The following is a 17919-nucleotide window of genomic DNA, read 5'->3' as shown; positions in this document are numbered from 1 at the left end:
CTTGATTAAAATACTCGGGTATTAGATAATTGCGACCATTATAGGTTTTGAGGGTTTTGGTATGTCAGATGAGTTGCCAATCAAGTTCAGCGATGCAGCAGCTGTTCGCGTTAAACAGTTAATCGAGGAAGAAGAAAATCCTGATCTAAAGCTACGTGTATACGTTACAGGTGGTGGTTGCTCAGGTTTCCAATATGGTTTTACTTTTGATGAAAAAGCTAACCCTGGCGATTTAGAAATTGTTAAAAATGGTGTAACGCTAGTTGTTGACCCTATGAGTATTCAATACCTAGTTGATGGTACCGTTGATTACACAGAAGGCCTTGAAGGGGCTCGCTTTTTTGTGAATAACCCGAACGCAACTACAACCTGTGGTTGCGGAGCCAGCTTCAGCGTTTAATTATTTATGAAAGCCACTTGATGTGGCTTTTTTATTGCTTTAACTTCTCATAATATCCTGCCTCTGCTAAATTTTACGCATTATTAGAAGGAATTTTGCGTTGCCAAATATAACTACAACAATAGAAAAGAAACCCTATATTTTAGCTATCGCCATTGTTTTGGTGATTATATTGTGGATGCTATCCGGCGATAGCAAAGCAGATCAAAACGCGCAGCAAAGTAAAGAACAAGCCCAAGAGCGCTTGCCTAAAGTGCAGGTGATGTCATTAGTTGCTAAGAAAATAAATAAAAACCTGACCTTTTACGGTAAATCAGAGCCTGACAAAATCGCAAATATTAGCGCTAGGCAAGCAGGACAAGTACTCGAAATCTTGGTTGAAGAAGGTCAGTTTGTAAAACAAGAACAGGTTATTTTACGCCTCGATAAGTCTGATTTAGCCGCCCAAATTACATCAGCAGAAGCCTTAGTGGCACAGTATCAAACTGAATACGAAGGCGCCCTTAAGCTAAATCAGCAAGGTTTACAGAACAAAGTATTAACCATGCAAGCGCAAGCTATGTTGCAACAGGCTAAAGCAACCTTAGTTAGCCTTGAATTAAAACTAGAGCGCACTGAAGTACGCGCTGCTTTTGATGGCGTTATTAACAAACGTTTAGTCGAAATTGGTGATTATGTTGGCATAGGCGACCCTATTTTACAGCTCGCTGATTTAGACCCGTTAATTGTTAGAGCCGATGCGACTCAAAAAGAAGTGCAAGGCTTAGAAGTCGGGCAAGCTACTTTTGCTCATGTTTTAAATGACAAAACCTATCCTGGTCGTATTCGTTATATTGCATCTGTTGCTGATGACAGCACGAATACATTTCGTATTGAAGCAGCGTTTGAAAACCCAGGAATGAAATATAAAGCAGGTTTTTCGACTCAGCTTAATATTGAGTTGCCAACTGAGCCTGCAATGTTATTAAGCCCAGCTTTTATGGCCCTTGATGAGCAAGGTAATATCGGCGTAAAAGTCGTGAATGACGATAATATTGTTGAGTTTAAATCGGTGAATCTGGCTAAAAGTACCGAGCAGGGGGTTTGGCTTTGGGGTTTAGGCGAACAAGCAAATGTCATTACCCTTGGTCAAGGTTTTGTGCGTGCCGGTGATAAAGTTGAGCCCGTGTTTACTGAAGCTACGAGCAACTAAGTATGAAAAACTTAATCGAAGCGTCGTTGACTCACACGCGTACAGTTTTATCTATTTTCATCTTGTTGCTGATCTCGGGGTGGGTGACATATCAAACCATCCCTAAAGAAGCGAATCCTGATGTCACCATTCCTTTTATTTATGTGTCGATTATTCATGACGGTATTTCCCCTGAAGATGCTGAGCGGCTATTAGTTAGGCCAATGGAGATTGAGCTCCGCTCGATTGAAGGCGTAAAAGAAATGTCAGCGGTGGCAAGTGAAGGGCATGCCTCTGTGACCCTTGAATTTATCGCGGGTATGGATCCCAAAGAAGCCTTAGCTGATGTGCGAGATAAAGTCAGCTTAGCTAAGGCGAAACTGCCTTCTGAATCAGAAGAACCAGAAGTTCATGAAATCTTGATGGAAGACGAGCAACCGACTATTACATTAACCTTATCCGGTGATGCGCCAGAGCGAGGTTTGTTAACCCTTGCTCGTAATCTTAAAGATGAACTAGAAAGCATTTCTAGCGTATTAGAAGTTGATGTAGGTGGTGATCGCGAGGACATGGTCGAAATTGAGGTCGATCCACTGGCGATGATTTCTTATGGCTTAGAACCGAGTGACATCATTCAACTGCTATCAAATAACAACCGCTTAGTTGCTGCCGGTACACTTGATACTGGTAAAGGACGCTTTGCTGTAAAAATCCCATCCGTGTTTGAGACGATTCAGGATGTCATGGAGCAACCCGTGAAAGTCGTTGGCGATAGGGTGGTACGTTTTATGGACGTAGCAAAAATTCGTCGAGCGTATAAAGACCCAACCTCAATCGCACGTATTAATGGCCGCCATGCGGTTTCGCTGGAAGTAAAAAAACGTGCTGGTGAAAATATTATTGATACGGTCGAACAAGTGAAGCAAGTGGTCAATGAGGCCAAGAAAATATGGCCTGATCATATACGCGTTGATTACACCGGCGACATGTCAAAAGACGTAAAGATGATGCTTTCTGATCTGCAAAATAATGTGCTGTCTGCCGTATTATTGGTGGTTATCGTTATTGTGGCGGTACTTGGTGCGCGCACGGCATTTTTAGTGGGTATTGCCATTCCCGGTTCATTCTTAACGGGGATTTTAGTGATCTCTGTGTTTGGTTTAACGGTGAATATCGTGGTGCTCTTTGCGCTCATCATGGCTGTCGGTATGCTGGTGGATGGCGCAATTGTTGTTAGTGAGTTTGCAGACAGAGCAATGAGTGAAGGCAAACAGCGCAAGGTTGCATATAAACTGGCTGCAGAACGAATGGCATGGCCAATTATCGCCTCTACGGCAACAACATTAGCGGCCTTTGCCCCGCTGATATTTTGGCCGGGAATGATGGGCGAGTTTATGAAATACTTGCCGATTACACTTATTGCTACCTTGTCTGCGTCATTACTTATGGCACTGGTGTTTGTACCAACTATTGGTGGACTAATAGGTAAATCAAGGCCGCTTTCTGAGCAGCAAAAACATGATTTAGAGTTAGCAGAGTCTGGCGATTTAACGCAAATTAAAGGGATGCTAGGGCGTTATATTCGAGTGCTTGATTATGCAACAGAGCGTCCTTGGTGGAGCCTTGCTGCTGCAATCGTGTTTTCTATTATGGTGTTTTTTGCCTTTGCTATTTCTAAGCTTGGCGTTGAGTTCTTTCCTGATGTTGAGCCAAATGGCGTCAATATCAAAGTACGTTCTTACAGTGACTTATCCATCTTTGAAAAAGACGTGATCATGAAAGATATTGAGTCACGCATCCTAAAAGTGGAAGGTATAAAAACTCTGTATGCCCGTACTGGTGGTAAAGATCAAGTAGGCACGTTTAGAATGAATCTAAAAGATTGGGATGAGCGTCCGCCCGCAGAAGATATTATCAGCCAAGTTAACGAAATCACGGCAAGTTATGCCGGTGTAGAAATTGAACTTCGTAAAGATGAAAACGGCCCAGGTGGTGGTAAAGCGCTAAGCATTGAGCTGAGCTCTCGGTTTGTTGATGTGCTTAACAGTGAAGCTAAACGAGTAAGGCAAGCTATCGAGAATGATGGCGCGTTTCGAAATGTTGATGACAGTGCTTCAAAACCAGGTATTGAATGGCAACTTAAATTGAACCGTTCGGATGCGGCTCGTTTTGGTGCTGATGCCAGTATGTTAGGGGCAAATGTTCAGCTTATTACCAATGGCTTGAAATTAGGGGAATACCGTCCAGATGATGTGGATGACGAGATTGATATTCGCGTACGTTTCCCCCATGACAAACGTGATTTAGGACGTCTTGAAACGTTACGTGTAAAAACCATACACGGGCAAGTGCCAATTAGTCACTTTGTTGAGCGTCAAGCAGCGCCTAAAGTCGATACTATCCGTCGTGTAGATTCTCAGCGCGTTGTTACCGTTAATGCAGACATGAAGCCGGGTGAACAACTTGCCAAGGCATTGCCGCGCTTACAAGCGCAATTAGAAGAGCAAGGATTAGACCCTCGCGTGAAAATTAAAGTGCGTGGTGAAACTGAAGATCAAGATGAATCAGAAGCCTTTCTTGAGCAGGCTTTTGTGGTTGCTCTATTTGTGATGGGTATCATTTTGGTGACGCAATTTAATAGCTTTTATCAAGCATTTTTGATTTTAAGTGCTGTGCTATTTTCAACTGTGGGTGTGTTCTTAGGTTTAATCGTATTACAGCAACCGTTTGGTATTGTGATGTCAGGTATTGGGGTTATTTCGCTTGCAGGTATTGTGGTTAATAACAATATAGTATTGATTGATACCTATAATGTTTTACGAAGCCAAGGTCTGGCTGCCAAAGATGCGATTTTGCGAACCGGTGCACAGCGTTTGCGTCCGGTATTGCTAACGACTGTTACCACCATTTTGGGATTGATGCCAATGGTACTCCAAGTGAATATTGATTTATTTAACCGTCACATTGATTTTGGTGCGCCATCTACTCAGTGGTGGGTGCAATTGGCAACAGCCGTTGCGGGTGGTTTAACATTTGCCACGGTGTTGACACTTGTGCTTACACCGTGTTTGTTAATGCTGCGAGATCGTCGTAGATAGTAATAGGTAAATTCGTTACCGATTAATTAAAAATGAGTGACCCTAGTGTTGGGTCACTTTAATCATCAGTAAAAAGAAGCCTAAAACTAACGCTGATGCGACCAAAATGTATACAAACCCATTTTTACCTTGCTTAATTGGTACTCGATTGTGTTTTAAAAATAGGTACCATGCTACACACAGTACAATTGGCAACAAAAATAATATACGAAACATTTCTTAGCCTTTTTCAGTATTTACGTACACTTTAAGCATAAATATGCAGAATTTAAAGCGATACTTTCATCTTGTTTGACTTCCAATTGATCAATTTTTTGGTACAGTTAACCAGTTAACTATAGAGCACATGCTTTAATTTTAGCTACACTAAGACATGTATACTAATAAGGTCCATACCTAAAAGGTGGACATTTGTATAATTAATAATTCAAAGTGAAAATTATTAGTATATAATGTATCCAAGAGTGAGACGGGCAAATTTCACTCTTAAGTTTATTAATTTAAATCATCTAGTAGGAGATGTATTTTATGATGGGTAAAACAGTTTCTTCTGAAGAAAACTCGAAATTAACGAAATGGCTTAAAACTAAACGCCACGAGAAAGGTCACACAATGCGTAGCCTTGCGCAGGTTTTAGGTACGCCGCATTCTTTTATCGGTAAAATTGAAAACCAAGAACGTCGACTAGATGTTATTGAGTTCATACGTTATTGCGATGCTTTAGAAGTTGACCCGTACGAAGGCCTTAATTTACTAAAAGACGCATAATTTTTTAGTGCTTTGTGGTGAAATAACACTGCTAAAGTAATACAAATAGTGCAGGGAGGCGCTATTAAAATTTCACCATTTATCTCTCCTCTAAAATTACTTTCGTATCTAACTTGTTAAATCCCTTTGATGATAGTTGTTTTCTAGTGCATAAAGCTTATGCCTAATTAAAAATAAGAAAATTAATGAAGGTAAAACCATAAGTGCTGTCAGTACAAAGAACATCGCCCAATTTCCTCCTAACCAGTCATCAATGACCACGCCGCTATAACTTGAAAGTAAAGTTCTACCTAAATTACCTAATGAAGCAAGTAGCGCATAGTGAGTGGCACTAAATGCTCGGTCGCAAAGCATAGATATAAACGCCACCATGGCAACGAGAGACCAGGCCTGTGTAAAACCATCAATAATGATTGCAAACGCGTAAAGGCTCAATTTAGGGCCTGCTATAGCAATCCAAGCGAAGGCGAGATTTGAGGCTGCCATCGCAATACCACTAATAAATAAGCCTTTAACAATGCCATATCGTTGGTTAAACAAACTACCTAGAAAGGTGAAAGCGATAGTAAGTACTGCCGTACCTACTTTTGAGAAGGTAGCAATATCGCTATTCGAGAAGCCCACTTCTTTATAAAACACGATAGACATTCGCCCTAAGAAGGCCTCGCCGACTTTAAATAAGAAAATAAAAGCTAATAAAGCCAATGCTGTTTTTACCCCGTTACGGGCGAAGAAGGTTCTAAAAGGATCAAAAACGGTTACAGCAAGCCATGCAATAACTTTAGCAAAGCGAGTTTGCGTACTACCAGCCAGCTTTTGTTGATAGGTTTGCTCAAGCTCTGCTTGAACTGCATCGCGATTTGATTCTGGTTCTTTCGCCCAAAATACGCTGCTCATTAATAGCAGCATCACGACAGATAGGAAAAAGTAAACTTGTGGCCAATCAAGTGAAGGGATGTCGGCCATATAAAACGGTAGGGCGCCTAATAGAGCATAGCCGCTCCACCAACCTGAGGTTGCCATTGCTGCCGCTGCGGTGGCTTTATGGCTCTCATTTTCTGCCAAAGTGTCGATACGAAATGCATCAATAGCAATGTCTTGAGTTGCAGATGCTATTGCAATCACTAAACACAGTGCGGCAGCAAACCAAAGGTTGGCTTTGATATCGAGCCCTGCAAGCGAAAAGGTACCAATAAAAATGACTGACTGACAGAGTAAAATCCAGCTACGGCGCTGGCCTAGCCAGTTAAATAAAAAAGGTAACTTTACACGGTCAACGAGCGGTGACCATAAAAAGTTAATGCTATATGCACCAAACACGATGCCAAACAACCCAATCATGCTGCGGCTTAGGCCTTCATCTTTTAGCCAGGCCGACATTACAGAGCCAATCAATACCCACGGAAAGCCGCTGCTAATACCAAAAATAAAAATATTAATTAAACGTTTATCTTTGAAGTATGAGAAATACTCTGAAAAAGAAAGGGTTTTTGTCATAGTGTTGCCAGTTTAAGGGGCGTGCGCCCCTATTTATTATTGATTAGCGTCAAGCACTTTTACGTTTAAGATAACTACAGGATCTTTGGGTACAAAGCTGTAACCAATTTTTTCATTGAAAGCAGTTTCGACACGCATGATTTTGTCTAGAGTTTCGTAGCCATCCATGACCATACCAAATACAGCAAAGCCCCAATCACGACCTGGATTAAGATGGTCGTTGTCGTCCATATTAAAGAAGAATTGACGCGTACCTGAGTGTGGTTTTCGGTCTTGATATGCCATTGCGATACTATACATATCGTTTTTTAACCCGTTGCCACTTTCATTGAAAATAGGGTCACCTTCGTACAGACCATCGTAGTCTTTATCGTAACCACCGCCTTGAATTACAAAATCACGTTCGTTGTCTTCATCACGTTCAACACGGTGAAATACACTACCTTGATAGCTACCATCGGCAACGTAAGTTAGAAAGTTATTTACTGTAATTGGTGCCCGTGAACGATCCATTTCGACCACAATACTGCCAAGCGTAGTAACAATTTCTACGCGCGGAAACATATTGTCTTTTTGAATAAACTTACCTTCAGTCGCTGCGAATGAACTGTGAGCAAAAAACAATAAAAAACTAAGTAATAAAATGCGTTTCATGGTTAACCTTCTAAATAGGCGATTAATTCTGGGTCAGATACAATGCGTGTTATAACCTGTTCAGTCAACTTATTAAGTTGACCTTCTATTTTTGCACGGTCATGACTGAGTGGTCCTTCAAGATTTGCGTTGCCGCGGTATATCTTACTAAAGTTACTTGTACTTTTAATCACTCTTAAACCAAACTCCACATTTGCAGCACTACTGTGCGTCATCATCTTTTCGGTGACAGTTGCTTGCAACTTATGAATATCTAATTCAAAACGTGTAGTTGCTAAGTTTGAAATGTTTGCACCATTTCGGCTCAGAGCACTGTCTAAGGCACTTTTCACAGAATCAGCTATTCCAGGGCTTGCAAGCGTTTTTACTTTGTCTGAACCAATGATTTTAAGAGTCACATTGTCACCACGTAAGTCAATTACGCTGGTGCTAACATTACTGTTAATAGTTGAAATTTTCCCGCCTTGATAAACGGGGTTCAAAATTAACTGATTTGGCTGATTGCTACACGCAGATAGGGCGGCTAGCAAGCATAAAGGAAGTATTTTTTTCATTTAGTTAGCTCCATTAATTATTCTTTGTAGCACTTAGTACGACAAACTTTTTATTAGATCCTAATAGCTTACAATTGCCGAACATGCGTTTTAACTTTTCATGATAGTCTAGATGACGATTACCAATAATTCTTAATTCACCACCGTGCTTTAATGTTTGTTTTGCCTGTTTGAACATTTGCCAAGCGATATGATCGGTGACCGCTTGCGCTTGGTGGAATGGTGGGTTACATAAAACAAGGTCAACACTGTTAGGTTGAAAATCGGTTAAACAGTCGTTTTGAACAAACTCACACTGGTCTAATTGCTCAGGTAAATTGTGAGTTATATTCAATTTGGCTGATTCAACGGCCATAAAGGACTCATCAACGAAGGTTACATGGGCTTTAGGGCAACGTTTGAGAGTCATCAACCCAACAACGCCATTACCACAGCCTAAATCAATGATGCTGCGGGCTTTACTTGTTTGTGGCAAATAGTTAAAGAAAAAGCGCGCGCCGATATCTAATGAGTCCCGAGAAAATACATTGGCATGATTTTGAATTTCAAATTCACTGCCTTCAAGTGGCCAGTTAACAGGAAAGGGGGCTACTTTATTAAGACCACTGGTTTTACTGATAATTAAGCGGGACTTTTTAACCGCTAAGCTGGTTGATGTTTCACCGATATACTGACTAAAAGCCTTTATAGTTGAGTTATGAATGTCTTTCGTTTTTCCAGCTGCAATAACATCAATGTCAGCAGGTAAAGCTGCACTGATTGCGGCAAGTTGATGCTGAAGATAGCCTAAATTGCGTGGCACTTTTAATATCACTAAATCAACCTGATTAGGTAATGCTGCTAACGAGTCCAGTTGCGTTAAAGAATCTGTTGATAACTCATTGGTTTGTAAATTATAGCGGGTAGCTTGATGACCAATATACGAGTCGTTAACTGAATAAACTGTTAACGTATTAAAGGCACAGGATAAGGCGCCAAAACTGTCATTGAGTATCAGGATTGAATTTGCATCTGGGTAGTGCTCTTGTACATAATTGACAAGGTACTCATCGCCTGAGTCCCATGCTTGAAGACTGCGATTTTTTTGATCTAACGGAAAGCGTTCTAGGGTATAGGTGTTATCACCGAGCTGTGCTTGGGTGGTCATCATGATTTTACGAAAGTATTAATGTATAGGTAAATTCTAACATGCAACAGCCAAACGCCAACCCTAATCATCTACCTGATGGGTTTTCTTACCAAGCCAATACATTGAGTGCGCAAAAAAGCCTCGAATTATTTTACTTTCTTCAGCAGCAGCTCAATTGGCAGCAACCGGCTATAAAAGTGTACGGAAAAAGCCATGTGATCCCGCGTTTGCAATGCTTTATTGCTGATCAGAACGTAAATTATGGTTACTCGGGTTCAAAATTAATCGTTGAGCCTTGGCCAGAGATACTTGATGCTATGCGTGTACGCTTATCAAGAACTTTGCAGATACCATTTAATGCGCTTTTAGTTAATTTGTATCGAGATGGTCATGATTGTATGGGCTGGCATAGTGACGATGAGAAAGAACTTGGTGAGCAACCAACAATCGCGTCTGTATCACTAGGGGCCGAACGTGTATTTAAAATAAAGCACAAATATAAAAATGAACAATATAGCATTGTGCTGCAAAGTGGTAGCTGTTTAATCATGAATGGTTTTAGCCAGCGCGATTACCAGCATAGTTTGCCGAAGCAGCAAAGACTCAAACACCCTCGAATTAATCTTACCTTTCGTTCAATTATATAAAATCATTGGTAAATTGAGCCATGCCCTTGATATAGTAGCTGGCAATTATTTTCTTATGAAAGGTCTATGACACATGTCAATGCAACAACAAATTGAGCAAAAGCTTGCTGCGGGTATCGAATGTAAACACCTGAATGTTGTAAATGAAAGCCATATGCATAGTCGTGGAACTGAGTCGCATTTTAAAGTGGTGGTTGTGAGTGAAGAATTTGCAGGTAAACGTTTACTTGCCCGTCACCGTCAAATTAATGAGCTATTAAAAGATGAATTAGCAAATCACATTCATGCATTAGCGATTCATACATTTACTCCCGAAGAGTTCAGTGAACAACATGGACAGGCACCTGAATCACCAAAGTGCTTAGGCGGCTCAAAGTTCGACTAAATTAGCAGGACAGTCACTCAAAGTTAGAAAGACAGTCACTCAAAGTTAGAAGGACAGTCACTCAAAGTTAGAAGGACAGTCACTCTAGACTGCTGGTTACTTGGGTGTTTTAAGCTCGAAAAATTTACGTGGGTCTGAAAAGTTTTACTGATCAGACCTGTATTTTAACTATTAGCCTTTAAACTAGCGCTAATTTTTATTGTGATAGATATAGGATGATCAATGGTCATTAAGCCGAAAATTCGTGGATTTATCTGCACTAACGCGCATCCAGTAGGGTGTGCTGAGCACGTACAAGAACAAATTAATTATGTGAAAGCGCAAGGACCACTGAGCAATGCACCTAAGAATGTATTAGTGATAGGTGCGTCTACAGGTTACGGCCTAGCATCACGTATCACGGCTGCATTTGGTGGCGGTGCTAAAACGTTAGGTATTTTCTTTGAAAAAGAAGGTAGCGAACGCAAAACGGGTTCTGCAGGTTGGTACAACACAGCAGCATTCCAAGCAGCCGCTGAAGAAGCTGGTTTATGGTCTAAAAATATCAATGGCGACGCGTTTTCTAACGAAATTAAGCAAAAAGCAATTGATACTATCAAAGCTGATCTAGGTAAAATTGATTTAGTTGTTTACAGCCTTGCTTCACCTCGTCGTACTGATCCAAATACAGGTGAGACTTACTCATCTACGCTTAAGCCTATTGGCTCAGATATCACTACGAAGAACCTAAACACTTCAAAGCGTGTGATTGATGAAGTAACGGTTGAAGCAGCAAGCCAAGAAGACATCGACAATACAATTAAAGTAATGGGCGGTGAAGATTGGGAAATGTGGATTGACGCATTAAAAGAAGCAGATGTACTTGCTGATAACTTCAAAACGACTGCTTACACTTATATAGGTAAAGAGTTAACGTGGCCAATTTACGGTCATGCGACAATTGGTAAAGCGAAAGAAGATCTTGACCGTGCAACTCAAGCAATCAAAGAGTCTACAAAAGACTTAAATGGTGAAGCGTATGTTTCTTCATTAAATGCGGTTGTGACACAAGCAAGCTCGGCAATTCCAATTATGCCTTTATATATCTCTGCTTTATTCAAAGTAATGAAAGCAGACGGTACTTACGAAGGTACCATTGAGCAAATTCACTCACTATTTACTGAAAACCTTTACGGTGAAACACCACGTTTTGACGAAGGTGGTCATTTATTCCAAAACTACAAAGAGTTAGAAGATGATGTTCAAGCTCGTGTACAACATGTTTGGGATACAGTAGATACAGATACAATTGACGAATTAACGGATTACGTGGGTTACCATAATGAGTTTTTACGTTTATTCGGTTTTGGTATCGAGAGTGTAGATTACGAGCAAGATGTGAATCCTGATGTTGCGATTTCACAGTTGATCGATTAATCGCTGAACAAACTTGATTTTGTAAAGTCGCTTTTTTAAGCGACTTTTTTGTTTCTGGATGAAAATAAAACTTCATCAATAGCACTTTGGTCTATATTGAATTTTATTCAAAAGGTTTTTGTAGTCTAAATAACCGTATCTGTCGTATAAATTTCATATTTGCTCTCGCATAGTCACCCTGATTGATGTTAAAATTCGGGCAATATATGTGAGGAGTTTACTGCGTTGCTTGTTTGGGGTGTTAAACAGGCTATTCTTTGATACTTAGAGTTTAACTTGAGCATATCAAATGGCGACGTGGTTGGTACGATTTTTCAGTTTCTTTCCGTTAATGTAATGCAAGTGCGTATGATCAACATAAAAAAAGGTCTGGATTTACCGATAGAGGGCGCACCTCAGCAAGTTATTCACGATGGTTCTGCCGTCAAACGTGTAGCTGTGCTAGGTGAAGAATATATTGGTATGCGTCCAACCATGCATGTTCGCGTGGATGACCAAGTCAAAAAAGGCCAGGTACTTTTTGAAGACAAAAAGAACCCTGGCGTCTTATTTACTGCACCAGCTTCTGGGGTAGTTAAAGAAATCAATCGTGGTGCTAAACGTGTGCTGCAATCTGTTGTTATTGAAGTTAATGGCAGTGAGCAAATCACCTTTGACTCTTTCAAGGCCGACGAGCTTTCGGGCTTAGACCGTGAAAAAGTGAAAGAAGTACTAGTTCAGTCAGGTCAATGGACAGCACTACGTGCTCGCCCATTCAGCAGAGTAGCTGCTTTGGATGCAAATCCTAGCTCTATCTTTGTAACGGCTATCGACACTAACCCGCTAGCTGCAGATCCTGCAGTAATCATTGCTGAAAACACTCAAGCATTTGAAGCAGGTTTAGCTGTGGTATCTCGTTTAACTGACGGCAAAGTATTTGTTTGTAAACAAGCTGGTAGTCAAGTGCCTAGTTCATCAATCCCTCAAGTAGAAGTACATGAGTTTGGTGGCAAGCATCCGGCAGGTCTTGTTGGTACACACATTCATAACTTAGACCCAGTTTCTGCAAGCAAGCAGGTTTGGCACTTAGGTTACCAAGACGTAATCGCGTTTGGTAAATTATTCCTAACAGGTGAAATCTTCACAGACCGTGTTGTTTCGCTTGCTGGTCCTCGTGTTAAAAACCCACGCTTAGTGAAAACTCAGCTAGGTGCATCTTTAGATGATTTAGTTGCTGGTGAATTAGAAGACGGTGATAACCGTGTAATTTCTGGTTCTGTATTATCAGGCGCTATCTCTCAAGGTCCACACGCGTTCTTAGGTCGTTACCATGTTCAAGTATCTGTATTACTTGAAGGTCGCGAAAAAGAGCTATTCGGTTGGATCGCACCAGGTGCTAACAAGTTCTCAGTAACACGTACCTTCTTATCTCACCTTGCTCCTAGCCGTCTATTTAACATGACGACTTCAACAGGTGGTTCGAAGCGTGCCATGGTTCCAATTGGTAGCTATGAGCGTGTTATGCCTTTAGACATCCTACCTACACTATTATTACGTGATTTAATCGCACGTGATCTTGATGGTGCTATTTCGTTAGGTGCGCTAGAGCTTGATGAAGAAGATTTAGCATTATGTACCTTCGTTTGTCCGGGTAAATACGAGTACGGTTCAATCCTACGCGATTGCTTGACTACGATCGAGAAGGAAGGCTAGAGAGATGGGTTTAAAGAAATTTCTAGAAGATATTGAGCCGCATTTTGAACCGGGTGGTAAACACGAAAAATGGTATGCGCTTTACGAAGCTGCAGCGACTATTTTCTACACGCCTGGTTATGTAAATAAAGGCAAAACACACGTTCGCGATAACATCGACCTAAAACGTATGATGATTTTAGTGTGGATGGCGACGTTCCCTGCAATGTTCTTTGGTATGTTCAACATCGGTCATCAGGCCGCAGGTGCTTTAGCGCAAGGTTTTGAACTAGCAAACACATGGCAAGTTGGTCTGTTCCAATTATTCGGTGGTGAATTAACTGCTGATTCTGGTTGGGGCGCGAAAATGTTTTACGGTGCCTGCTTCTTCCTACCAATATACGCAGTAACATTTGCTGTGGGTGGTTTCTGGGAAGTACTATTTGCTTCAGTGCGTAAGCACGAAGTAAATGAAGGTTTCTTCGTAACATCTGTATTATTCGCACTAATCCTGCCTGCGACGATTCCTTTATGGCAAGTTGCACTAGGTATTACGTTTGGTGTTGTAATCGCTAAAGAAATCTTTGGTGGTACGGGTCGTAACTTCCTTAACCCTGCTCTTGCCGGTCGTGCATTCTTATTCTTCGCATACCCAGCGCAAATTTCAGGTGACACAGTATGGACAGCAGTAGATTCATTCTCTGGTGCAACTATGCTTGGCCAAGCTGTTGTTGGTTCACTTGATTACAGCAACATGGAGCTATGGTGGAATGCGTTCTACGGTTTCATTCAAGGTTCTGTAGGTGAAACGTCAACACTAGCACTATTAATTGGTGGTTTATTCCTAATTTACGTACGTATCGCTTCATGGCGTATCGTACTAGGTGTATTCCTAGGTATGGTTGCAACGGCATTCTTACTAAATACAATTGGTTCAGAAACCAATGCTGTATTTGCAATGCCTTGGCACTGGCACTTAGTGCTTGGTGGTTTTGCATTTGGTATGTTCTTCATGGCAACAGACCCAGTATCTGCATCATTCACAGACAAAGGTAAGTTCGCTTACGGTGCGTTAATCGGCTTTATGGTTGTAATGATCCGTGTTGTTAACCCGGCATTCCCAGAAGGTATGATGCTAGCAATCTTATTTGCTAACTTATTTGCACCATTATTCGATCACTTTGTAGTGCAAGCTAATATCAAGCGGAGGTTGGCACGTAATGTCTAGTAATAACGAATCAATCGGCAAAACGCTAACCGTTGTTGTTGCACTATGTTTAGTGTGTGCAATTATCGTATCGTTTGCTTCAGTTCAGCTTCGTCCTTTACAGCAAGCTAACAAAACACAAGATATCCAACGTAATATCTTAGCGGCTGCAGGCATTGAAGTATCAGGTACTGTGTCAGATACCTTTAACTCAAAAATTGAAGCACGTGTTGTAGACATGAACACAGGTGAGTTTGTTGAAGGTGCTGATCCTAACTCATTTGACTTCGAGAAAACAAAATTCGACCAAGCTCGTAGCTTTGCGTTGAAAGCAGAAGGAATTAAAGACATCGCTGGTATTCAGCGTATGACAAAAAATTCACCTGTATATATTTCGAAGAAATCTGATGGTTCTACAGACGCAATCATTCTACCAATCCAAGGTTATGGCCTTTGGGGTGTAATGTACGGCTTCTTAGCGCTTGAAAGCGATGGTGAAACAGTTAAAAACATCAACTTCTTCAAGCACAACGAAACGCCAGGTCTAGGTGGTGAAATCCAAAATCCACAATGGACTGCTAAATGGCAAGGTAAAGAGTTACCAATCAATATCATGAAGAGCGGTGCGAAGAACGAACATCAAATCGATGGTCTTTCTGGTGCAACATTAACTTCAAACGGTGTTGATCACACAGTTGACTTCTGGACTGGCGAGCATGGCTTTGGTCCATTCCTTGCGAAAGTACGTGAAGGAGCGTTGAAATAATGGCTGATACTAAAGAAATGAAGTCGGTCCTATTTGGCCCGGTATTCGCAAATAACCCGATCGCATTACAAGTACTTGGTATTTGTTCTGCGCTAGCGGTAACATCAAGCTTAAAAAATGCACTAATCATGTCAATCGCATTGACACTAGTAACTGCGTTTTCTAGCTTGTTTATTTCGTCAATTCGTAACCACATCCCATCATCTGTACGTATCATCGTGCAAATGACGATCATCGCATCACTTGTAATCGTTGTTGACCAAGTACTGCAAGCATTCTCTTATGCAACTGCTAAAGAGCTTTCAGTATTCGTTGGTCTAATCATTACAAACTGTATCGTAATGGGTCGTGCTGAAGCATACGCAATGAAGTCACCACCGTTAATGTCTTTCTTAGATGGTATCGGTAACGGTTTAGGCTACTCAGTAGTACTACTAACTGTTGGTTTCATCCGTGAGTTATTCGGTAAAGGTTCACTATTCGGTGTTGATATTATCCCATTAGTACAAAATGGTGGCTGGTATCAACCAATGGGTCTATTGATTTTACCACCGAGTGCATTCTTCATTATTGGTTTATTCATCTGGGTACTTCGTACCTTCAAGAAAGACCAAGTAGAAGCAAAAGCGTAAGGGGCGAGCAGTGGAACATTATATTAGTTTATTTGTAAAAGCGGTTTTCATTGAAAACTTAGCTTTAGCCTTCTTCCTAGGTATGTGTACTTTCCTTGCTGTATCAAAGAAAGTAACAACGTCAATCGGCCTAGGTGTGGCAGTTATCGTGGTACTAGGTATCTCAGTACCTGTAAATAACTTGGTTTATCACGCTGTTCTTGCACCAGGTGCATTAGAGTGGCTTGGCTACCCAGAAGCAGACCTTAGCTTCTTACGTTTCTTGACTTTCATCGGTGTTATTGCAGCACTTGTACAAATTCTTGAAATGGCATTAGATAAGTTCTTCCCTGCACTTTACAACGCGTTAGGTATCTTCTTACCACTGATCACAGTTAACTGTGCGATCTTCGGTGCGGTATCTTTCATGGTTGAGCGTAACTATAACTTCGGCGAGTCTGTTGTTTATGGTATCGGTTCAGGTGTGGGCTGGGCACTAGCAATTACTTTACTTGCTGGTATCCGTGAAAAAATGAAGTACTCAGACGTTCCTGATGGCTTACGTGGTTTAGGTATTACTTTCATCACTGTTGGTCTTATGGGTCTTGGCTTTATGTCATTCTCTGGTATTTCACTTTAATAGGTAGCGAGGATAAATCATGAATGAGATTTTCTTAGGCGTTGGTGTTTTCATCGCTATCGTTGTTATTTTAGTTTTAGTTATCATTGGTGCTAAATCTAAATTAGTAGCAAGCGGCGATATCATCATCGGAATTAATGGCGACCCAGAAAAAGCTATTAAAACATCTGCAGGTAGCAAGCTATTAGGCGCGCTAGCTGATTCAGGTATCTTCGTTTCATCTGCATGTGGTGGCGGTGGCTCTTGTGGTCAGTGTCGTGTACACATCAAAGAAGGTGGCGGCGATATCTTACCAACAGAACTTGATCACATCTCTAAAGGTGAAGCTCGTGAAGGCTGCCGTTTAGCGTGTCAGGTAAATGTTAAGAACGACATGGAAATTGAACTTGAAGAGTCAATTTTCGGTGTTAAGAAGTGGGAATGTACTGTTATCTCTAACGATAACAAGGCAACGTTCATCAAGGAACTTAAGTTACAAATTCCTGATGGCGAGTCAGTACCTTTCCGTGCCGGTGGTTATATTCAAATTGAAGCACCAGCTCACCACGTTAAATACGCTGATTTCGATATTCCAGAAGAGTATCGTGGCGACTGGAACCACTTCGGTTTCTTCGATCTGGAGTCTAAAGTAGACGACGAAACAATTCGTGCATACTCTATGGCTAACTACCCAGAAGAAGAAGGCATCATCATGCTTAACGTGCGTATCGCTACGCCGCCGCCAAGAGACCTAAGCCTTCCATGTGGTAAAATGTCTTCGTACATTTGGTCATTAAAAGAAGGTGATAAAGTGACTATCTCTGGTCCATTCGGTGAGTTCTTCGCGAAAGACACTGATGCAGAAATGGTATTCGTAGGTGGTGGTGCAGGTATGGCACCAATGCGTTCACATATCTTTGACCAACTTAAGCGTTTACAATCTAAGCGTAAGATGAGCTTCTGGTATGGTGCGCGTTCTAAGCGTGAAATGTTCTACGTAGAAGATTTCGACGGCTTAGCAGCAGAAAACGATAACTTCGTATGGCACACAGCACTGTCTGATCCACAACCAGAAGATAACTGGGAAGGTTACACAGGCTTCATCCATAATGTACTTTATGAAAACTACTTGAAAGATCATGAAGCGCCTGAAGATTGTGAGTTCTACATGTGTGGTCCTCCAATGATGAACGCGGCTGTTATCAACATGCTTAAAGATCTTGGTGTAGAAGACGAAAACATCTTATTAGATGACTTCGGTGGCTAACACCATACACAAAACAATTAGTTTTGGTTAGAATACAGGCCTCGTAGCACTTAGTGTTA

17 protein-coding genes are annotated in these 17919 nt (G+C 41.2%); 13 read left to right on the top strand and 4 right to left on the bottom strand.

Going from position 1 to position 17919, the window contains the following annotated elements; genetic code table 11:
• Positions 1 to 61 precede the first annotated feature (61 nt).
• From erpA to IMPJCBKJ_RS20450, 4 genes are all read left to right on the top strand, one after another.
• A complete protein-coding gene (erpA, locus tag IMPJCBKJ_RS20465; RefSeq protein WP_036966451.1) occupies positions 62 to 400 on the top strand; it encodes an iron-sulfur cluster insertion protein ErpA in 339 nt (112 codons plus the stop codon).
• 100 nt (positions 401 to 500) lie between these two features.
• Positions 501 to 1592: an efflux RND transporter periplasmic adaptor subunit gene (locus IMPJCBKJ_RS20460; RefSeq protein WP_054554269.1), complete on the top strand. Its 1092-nt coding sequence runs from the start codon at positions 501 to 503 to the stop codon at positions 1590 to 1592.
• Between the two features lie 2 nt (positions 1593 to 1594).
• A complete protein-coding gene (locus IMPJCBKJ_RS20455; RefSeq protein WP_166341843.1) occupies positions 1595 to 4669 on the top strand; it encodes an efflux RND transporter permease subunit in 3075 nt (1024 codons plus the stop codon).
• A gap of 528 nt (positions 4670 to 5197) precedes the next feature.
• A complete protein-coding gene (locus tag IMPJCBKJ_RS20450) occupies positions 5198 to 5437 on the top strand; it encodes a helix-turn-helix transcriptional regulator (protein WP_054554271.1) in 240 nt (79 codons plus the stop codon).
• Between the two features lie 108 nt (positions 5438 to 5545).
• Here IMPJCBKJ_RS20450 and IMPJCBKJ_RS20445 read toward each other — a convergent pair whose 3' ends face one another.
• The 4 genes from IMPJCBKJ_RS20445 to IMPJCBKJ_RS20430 are packed head-to-tail and all read right to left on the bottom strand — an operon-like array spanning position 5546 to position 9289.
• Positions 5546 to 6934, bottom strand: a complete 1389-nt coding sequence (locus IMPJCBKJ_RS20445; protein ID WP_166341841.1) for an MFS transporter — start codon at positions 6932 to 6934, stop codon at positions 5546 to 5548.
• 36 nt (positions 6935 to 6970) lie between these two features.
• Positions 6971 to 7588 (bottom strand): peptidylprolyl isomerase, encoded by a 618-nt coding sequence (locus IMPJCBKJ_RS20440; RefSeq protein WP_054554273.1) that lies wholly within the window; start codon positions 7586 to 7588, stop codon positions 6971 to 6973.
• A 2-nt stretch (positions 7589 to 7590) separates the two neighbouring features.
• Positions 7591 to 8142, bottom strand: a complete 552-nt coding sequence (locus tag IMPJCBKJ_RS20435; RefSeq protein WP_054554274.1) for a YajG family lipoprotein — start codon at positions 8140 to 8142, stop codon at positions 7591 to 7593.
• A 13-nt stretch (positions 8143 to 8155) separates the two neighbouring features.
• Positions 8156 to 9289 (bottom strand): methyltransferase, encoded by a 1134-nt coding sequence (locus IMPJCBKJ_RS20430; RefSeq protein ID WP_138601817.1) that lies wholly within the window; start codon positions 9287 to 9289, stop codon positions 8156 to 8158.
• Positions 9290 to 9330: 41 nt separating this feature from the next.
• Between IMPJCBKJ_RS20430 and IMPJCBKJ_RS20425 the strand changes: the two genes are divergently transcribed.
• The 9 genes from IMPJCBKJ_RS20425 to nqrF all read left to right on the top strand — a co-directional run bounded on the left by IMPJCBKJ_RS20425 (position 9331) and on the right by nqrF (position 17860).
• Positions 9331 to 9918: an alpha-ketoglutarate-dependent dioxygenase AlkB gene (locus IMPJCBKJ_RS20425; RefSeq protein WP_054554276.1), complete on the top strand. Its 588-nt coding sequence runs from the start codon at positions 9331 to 9333 to the stop codon at positions 9916 to 9918.
• A gap of 73 nt (positions 9919 to 9991) precedes the next feature.
• Positions 9992 to 10303 carry a BolA/IbaG family iron-sulfur metabolism protein gene (locus tag IMPJCBKJ_RS20420; RefSeq protein WP_054554277.1) on the top strand — a complete coding sequence of 104 codons (312 nt, stop codon included), beginning with the start codon at positions 9992 to 9994 and terminating at the stop codon, positions 10301 to 10303.
• A 222-nt stretch (positions 10304 to 10525) separates the two neighbouring features.
• Positions 10526 to 11719, top strand: coding sequence for an enoyl-ACP reductase FabV (gene fabV, locus IMPJCBKJ_RS20415; protein WP_166341839.1), 1194 nt, complete (start codon positions 10526 to 10528; stop codon positions 11717 to 11719).
• A 348-nt stretch (positions 11720 to 12067) separates the two neighbouring features.
• Positions 12068 to 13411 carry a Na(+)-translocating NADH-quinone reductase subunit A gene (locus IMPJCBKJ_RS20410; protein WP_054554379.1) on the top strand — a complete coding sequence of 448 codons (1344 nt, stop codon included), beginning with the start codon at positions 12068 to 12070 and terminating at the stop codon, positions 13409 to 13411.
• Positions 13412 to 13415: 4 nt separating this feature from the next.
• Positions 13416 to 14618 (top strand): NADH:ubiquinone reductase (Na(+)-transporting) subunit B, encoded by a 1203-nt coding sequence (locus tag IMPJCBKJ_RS20405; protein WP_062566711.1) that lies wholly within the window; start codon positions 13416 to 13418, stop codon positions 14616 to 14618.
• Positions 14611 to 15363 carry a Na(+)-translocating NADH-quinone reductase subunit C gene (locus tag IMPJCBKJ_RS20400; RefSeq protein ID WP_054554280.1) on the top strand — a complete coding sequence of 251 codons (753 nt, stop codon included), beginning with the start codon at positions 14611 to 14613 and terminating at the stop codon, positions 15361 to 15363. The genes IMPJCBKJ_RS20405 and IMPJCBKJ_RS20400 overlap by 8 nt, the downstream gene beginning before the upstream one ends.
• Complete coding sequence (locus IMPJCBKJ_RS20395) at positions 15363 to 15995, top strand: NADH:ubiquinone reductase (Na(+)-transporting) subunit D (protein ID WP_054554281.1); 633 nt, start codon at positions 15363 to 15365, stop codon at positions 15993 to 15995. Before IMPJCBKJ_RS20400 ends, IMPJCBKJ_RS20395 begins: the two co-directional genes overlap by 1 nt.
• Before the next feature lie 10 nt (positions 15996 to 16005).
• Entirely contained in the window at positions 16006 to 16614 is a 609-nt protein-coding gene (gene nqrE, locus IMPJCBKJ_RS20390; protein ID WP_016708692.1) for an NADH:ubiquinone reductase (Na(+)-transporting) subunit E, read from the top strand.
• Between the two features lie 19 nt (positions 16615 to 16633).
• Complete coding sequence (gene nqrF, locus IMPJCBKJ_RS20385) at positions 16634 to 17860, top strand: NADH:ubiquinone reductase (Na(+)-transporting) subunit F (RefSeq protein ID WP_054554282.1); 1227 nt, start codon at positions 16634 to 16636, stop codon at positions 17858 to 17860.
• Positions 17861 to 17919 lie beyond the last annotated feature (59 nt).

The sequence above is a fragment of the Pseudoalteromonas sp. MB47 genome (assembly GCF_011319765.1).
GTDB lineage: Bacteria > Pseudomonadota > Gammaproteobacteria > Enterobacterales > Alteromonadaceae > Pseudoalteromonas > Pseudoalteromonas simplex.
The sequence above is the reverse complement of the archived record's forward strand: the minus strand, read 5'-3'. Positions and strand labels throughout refer to the sequence as shown.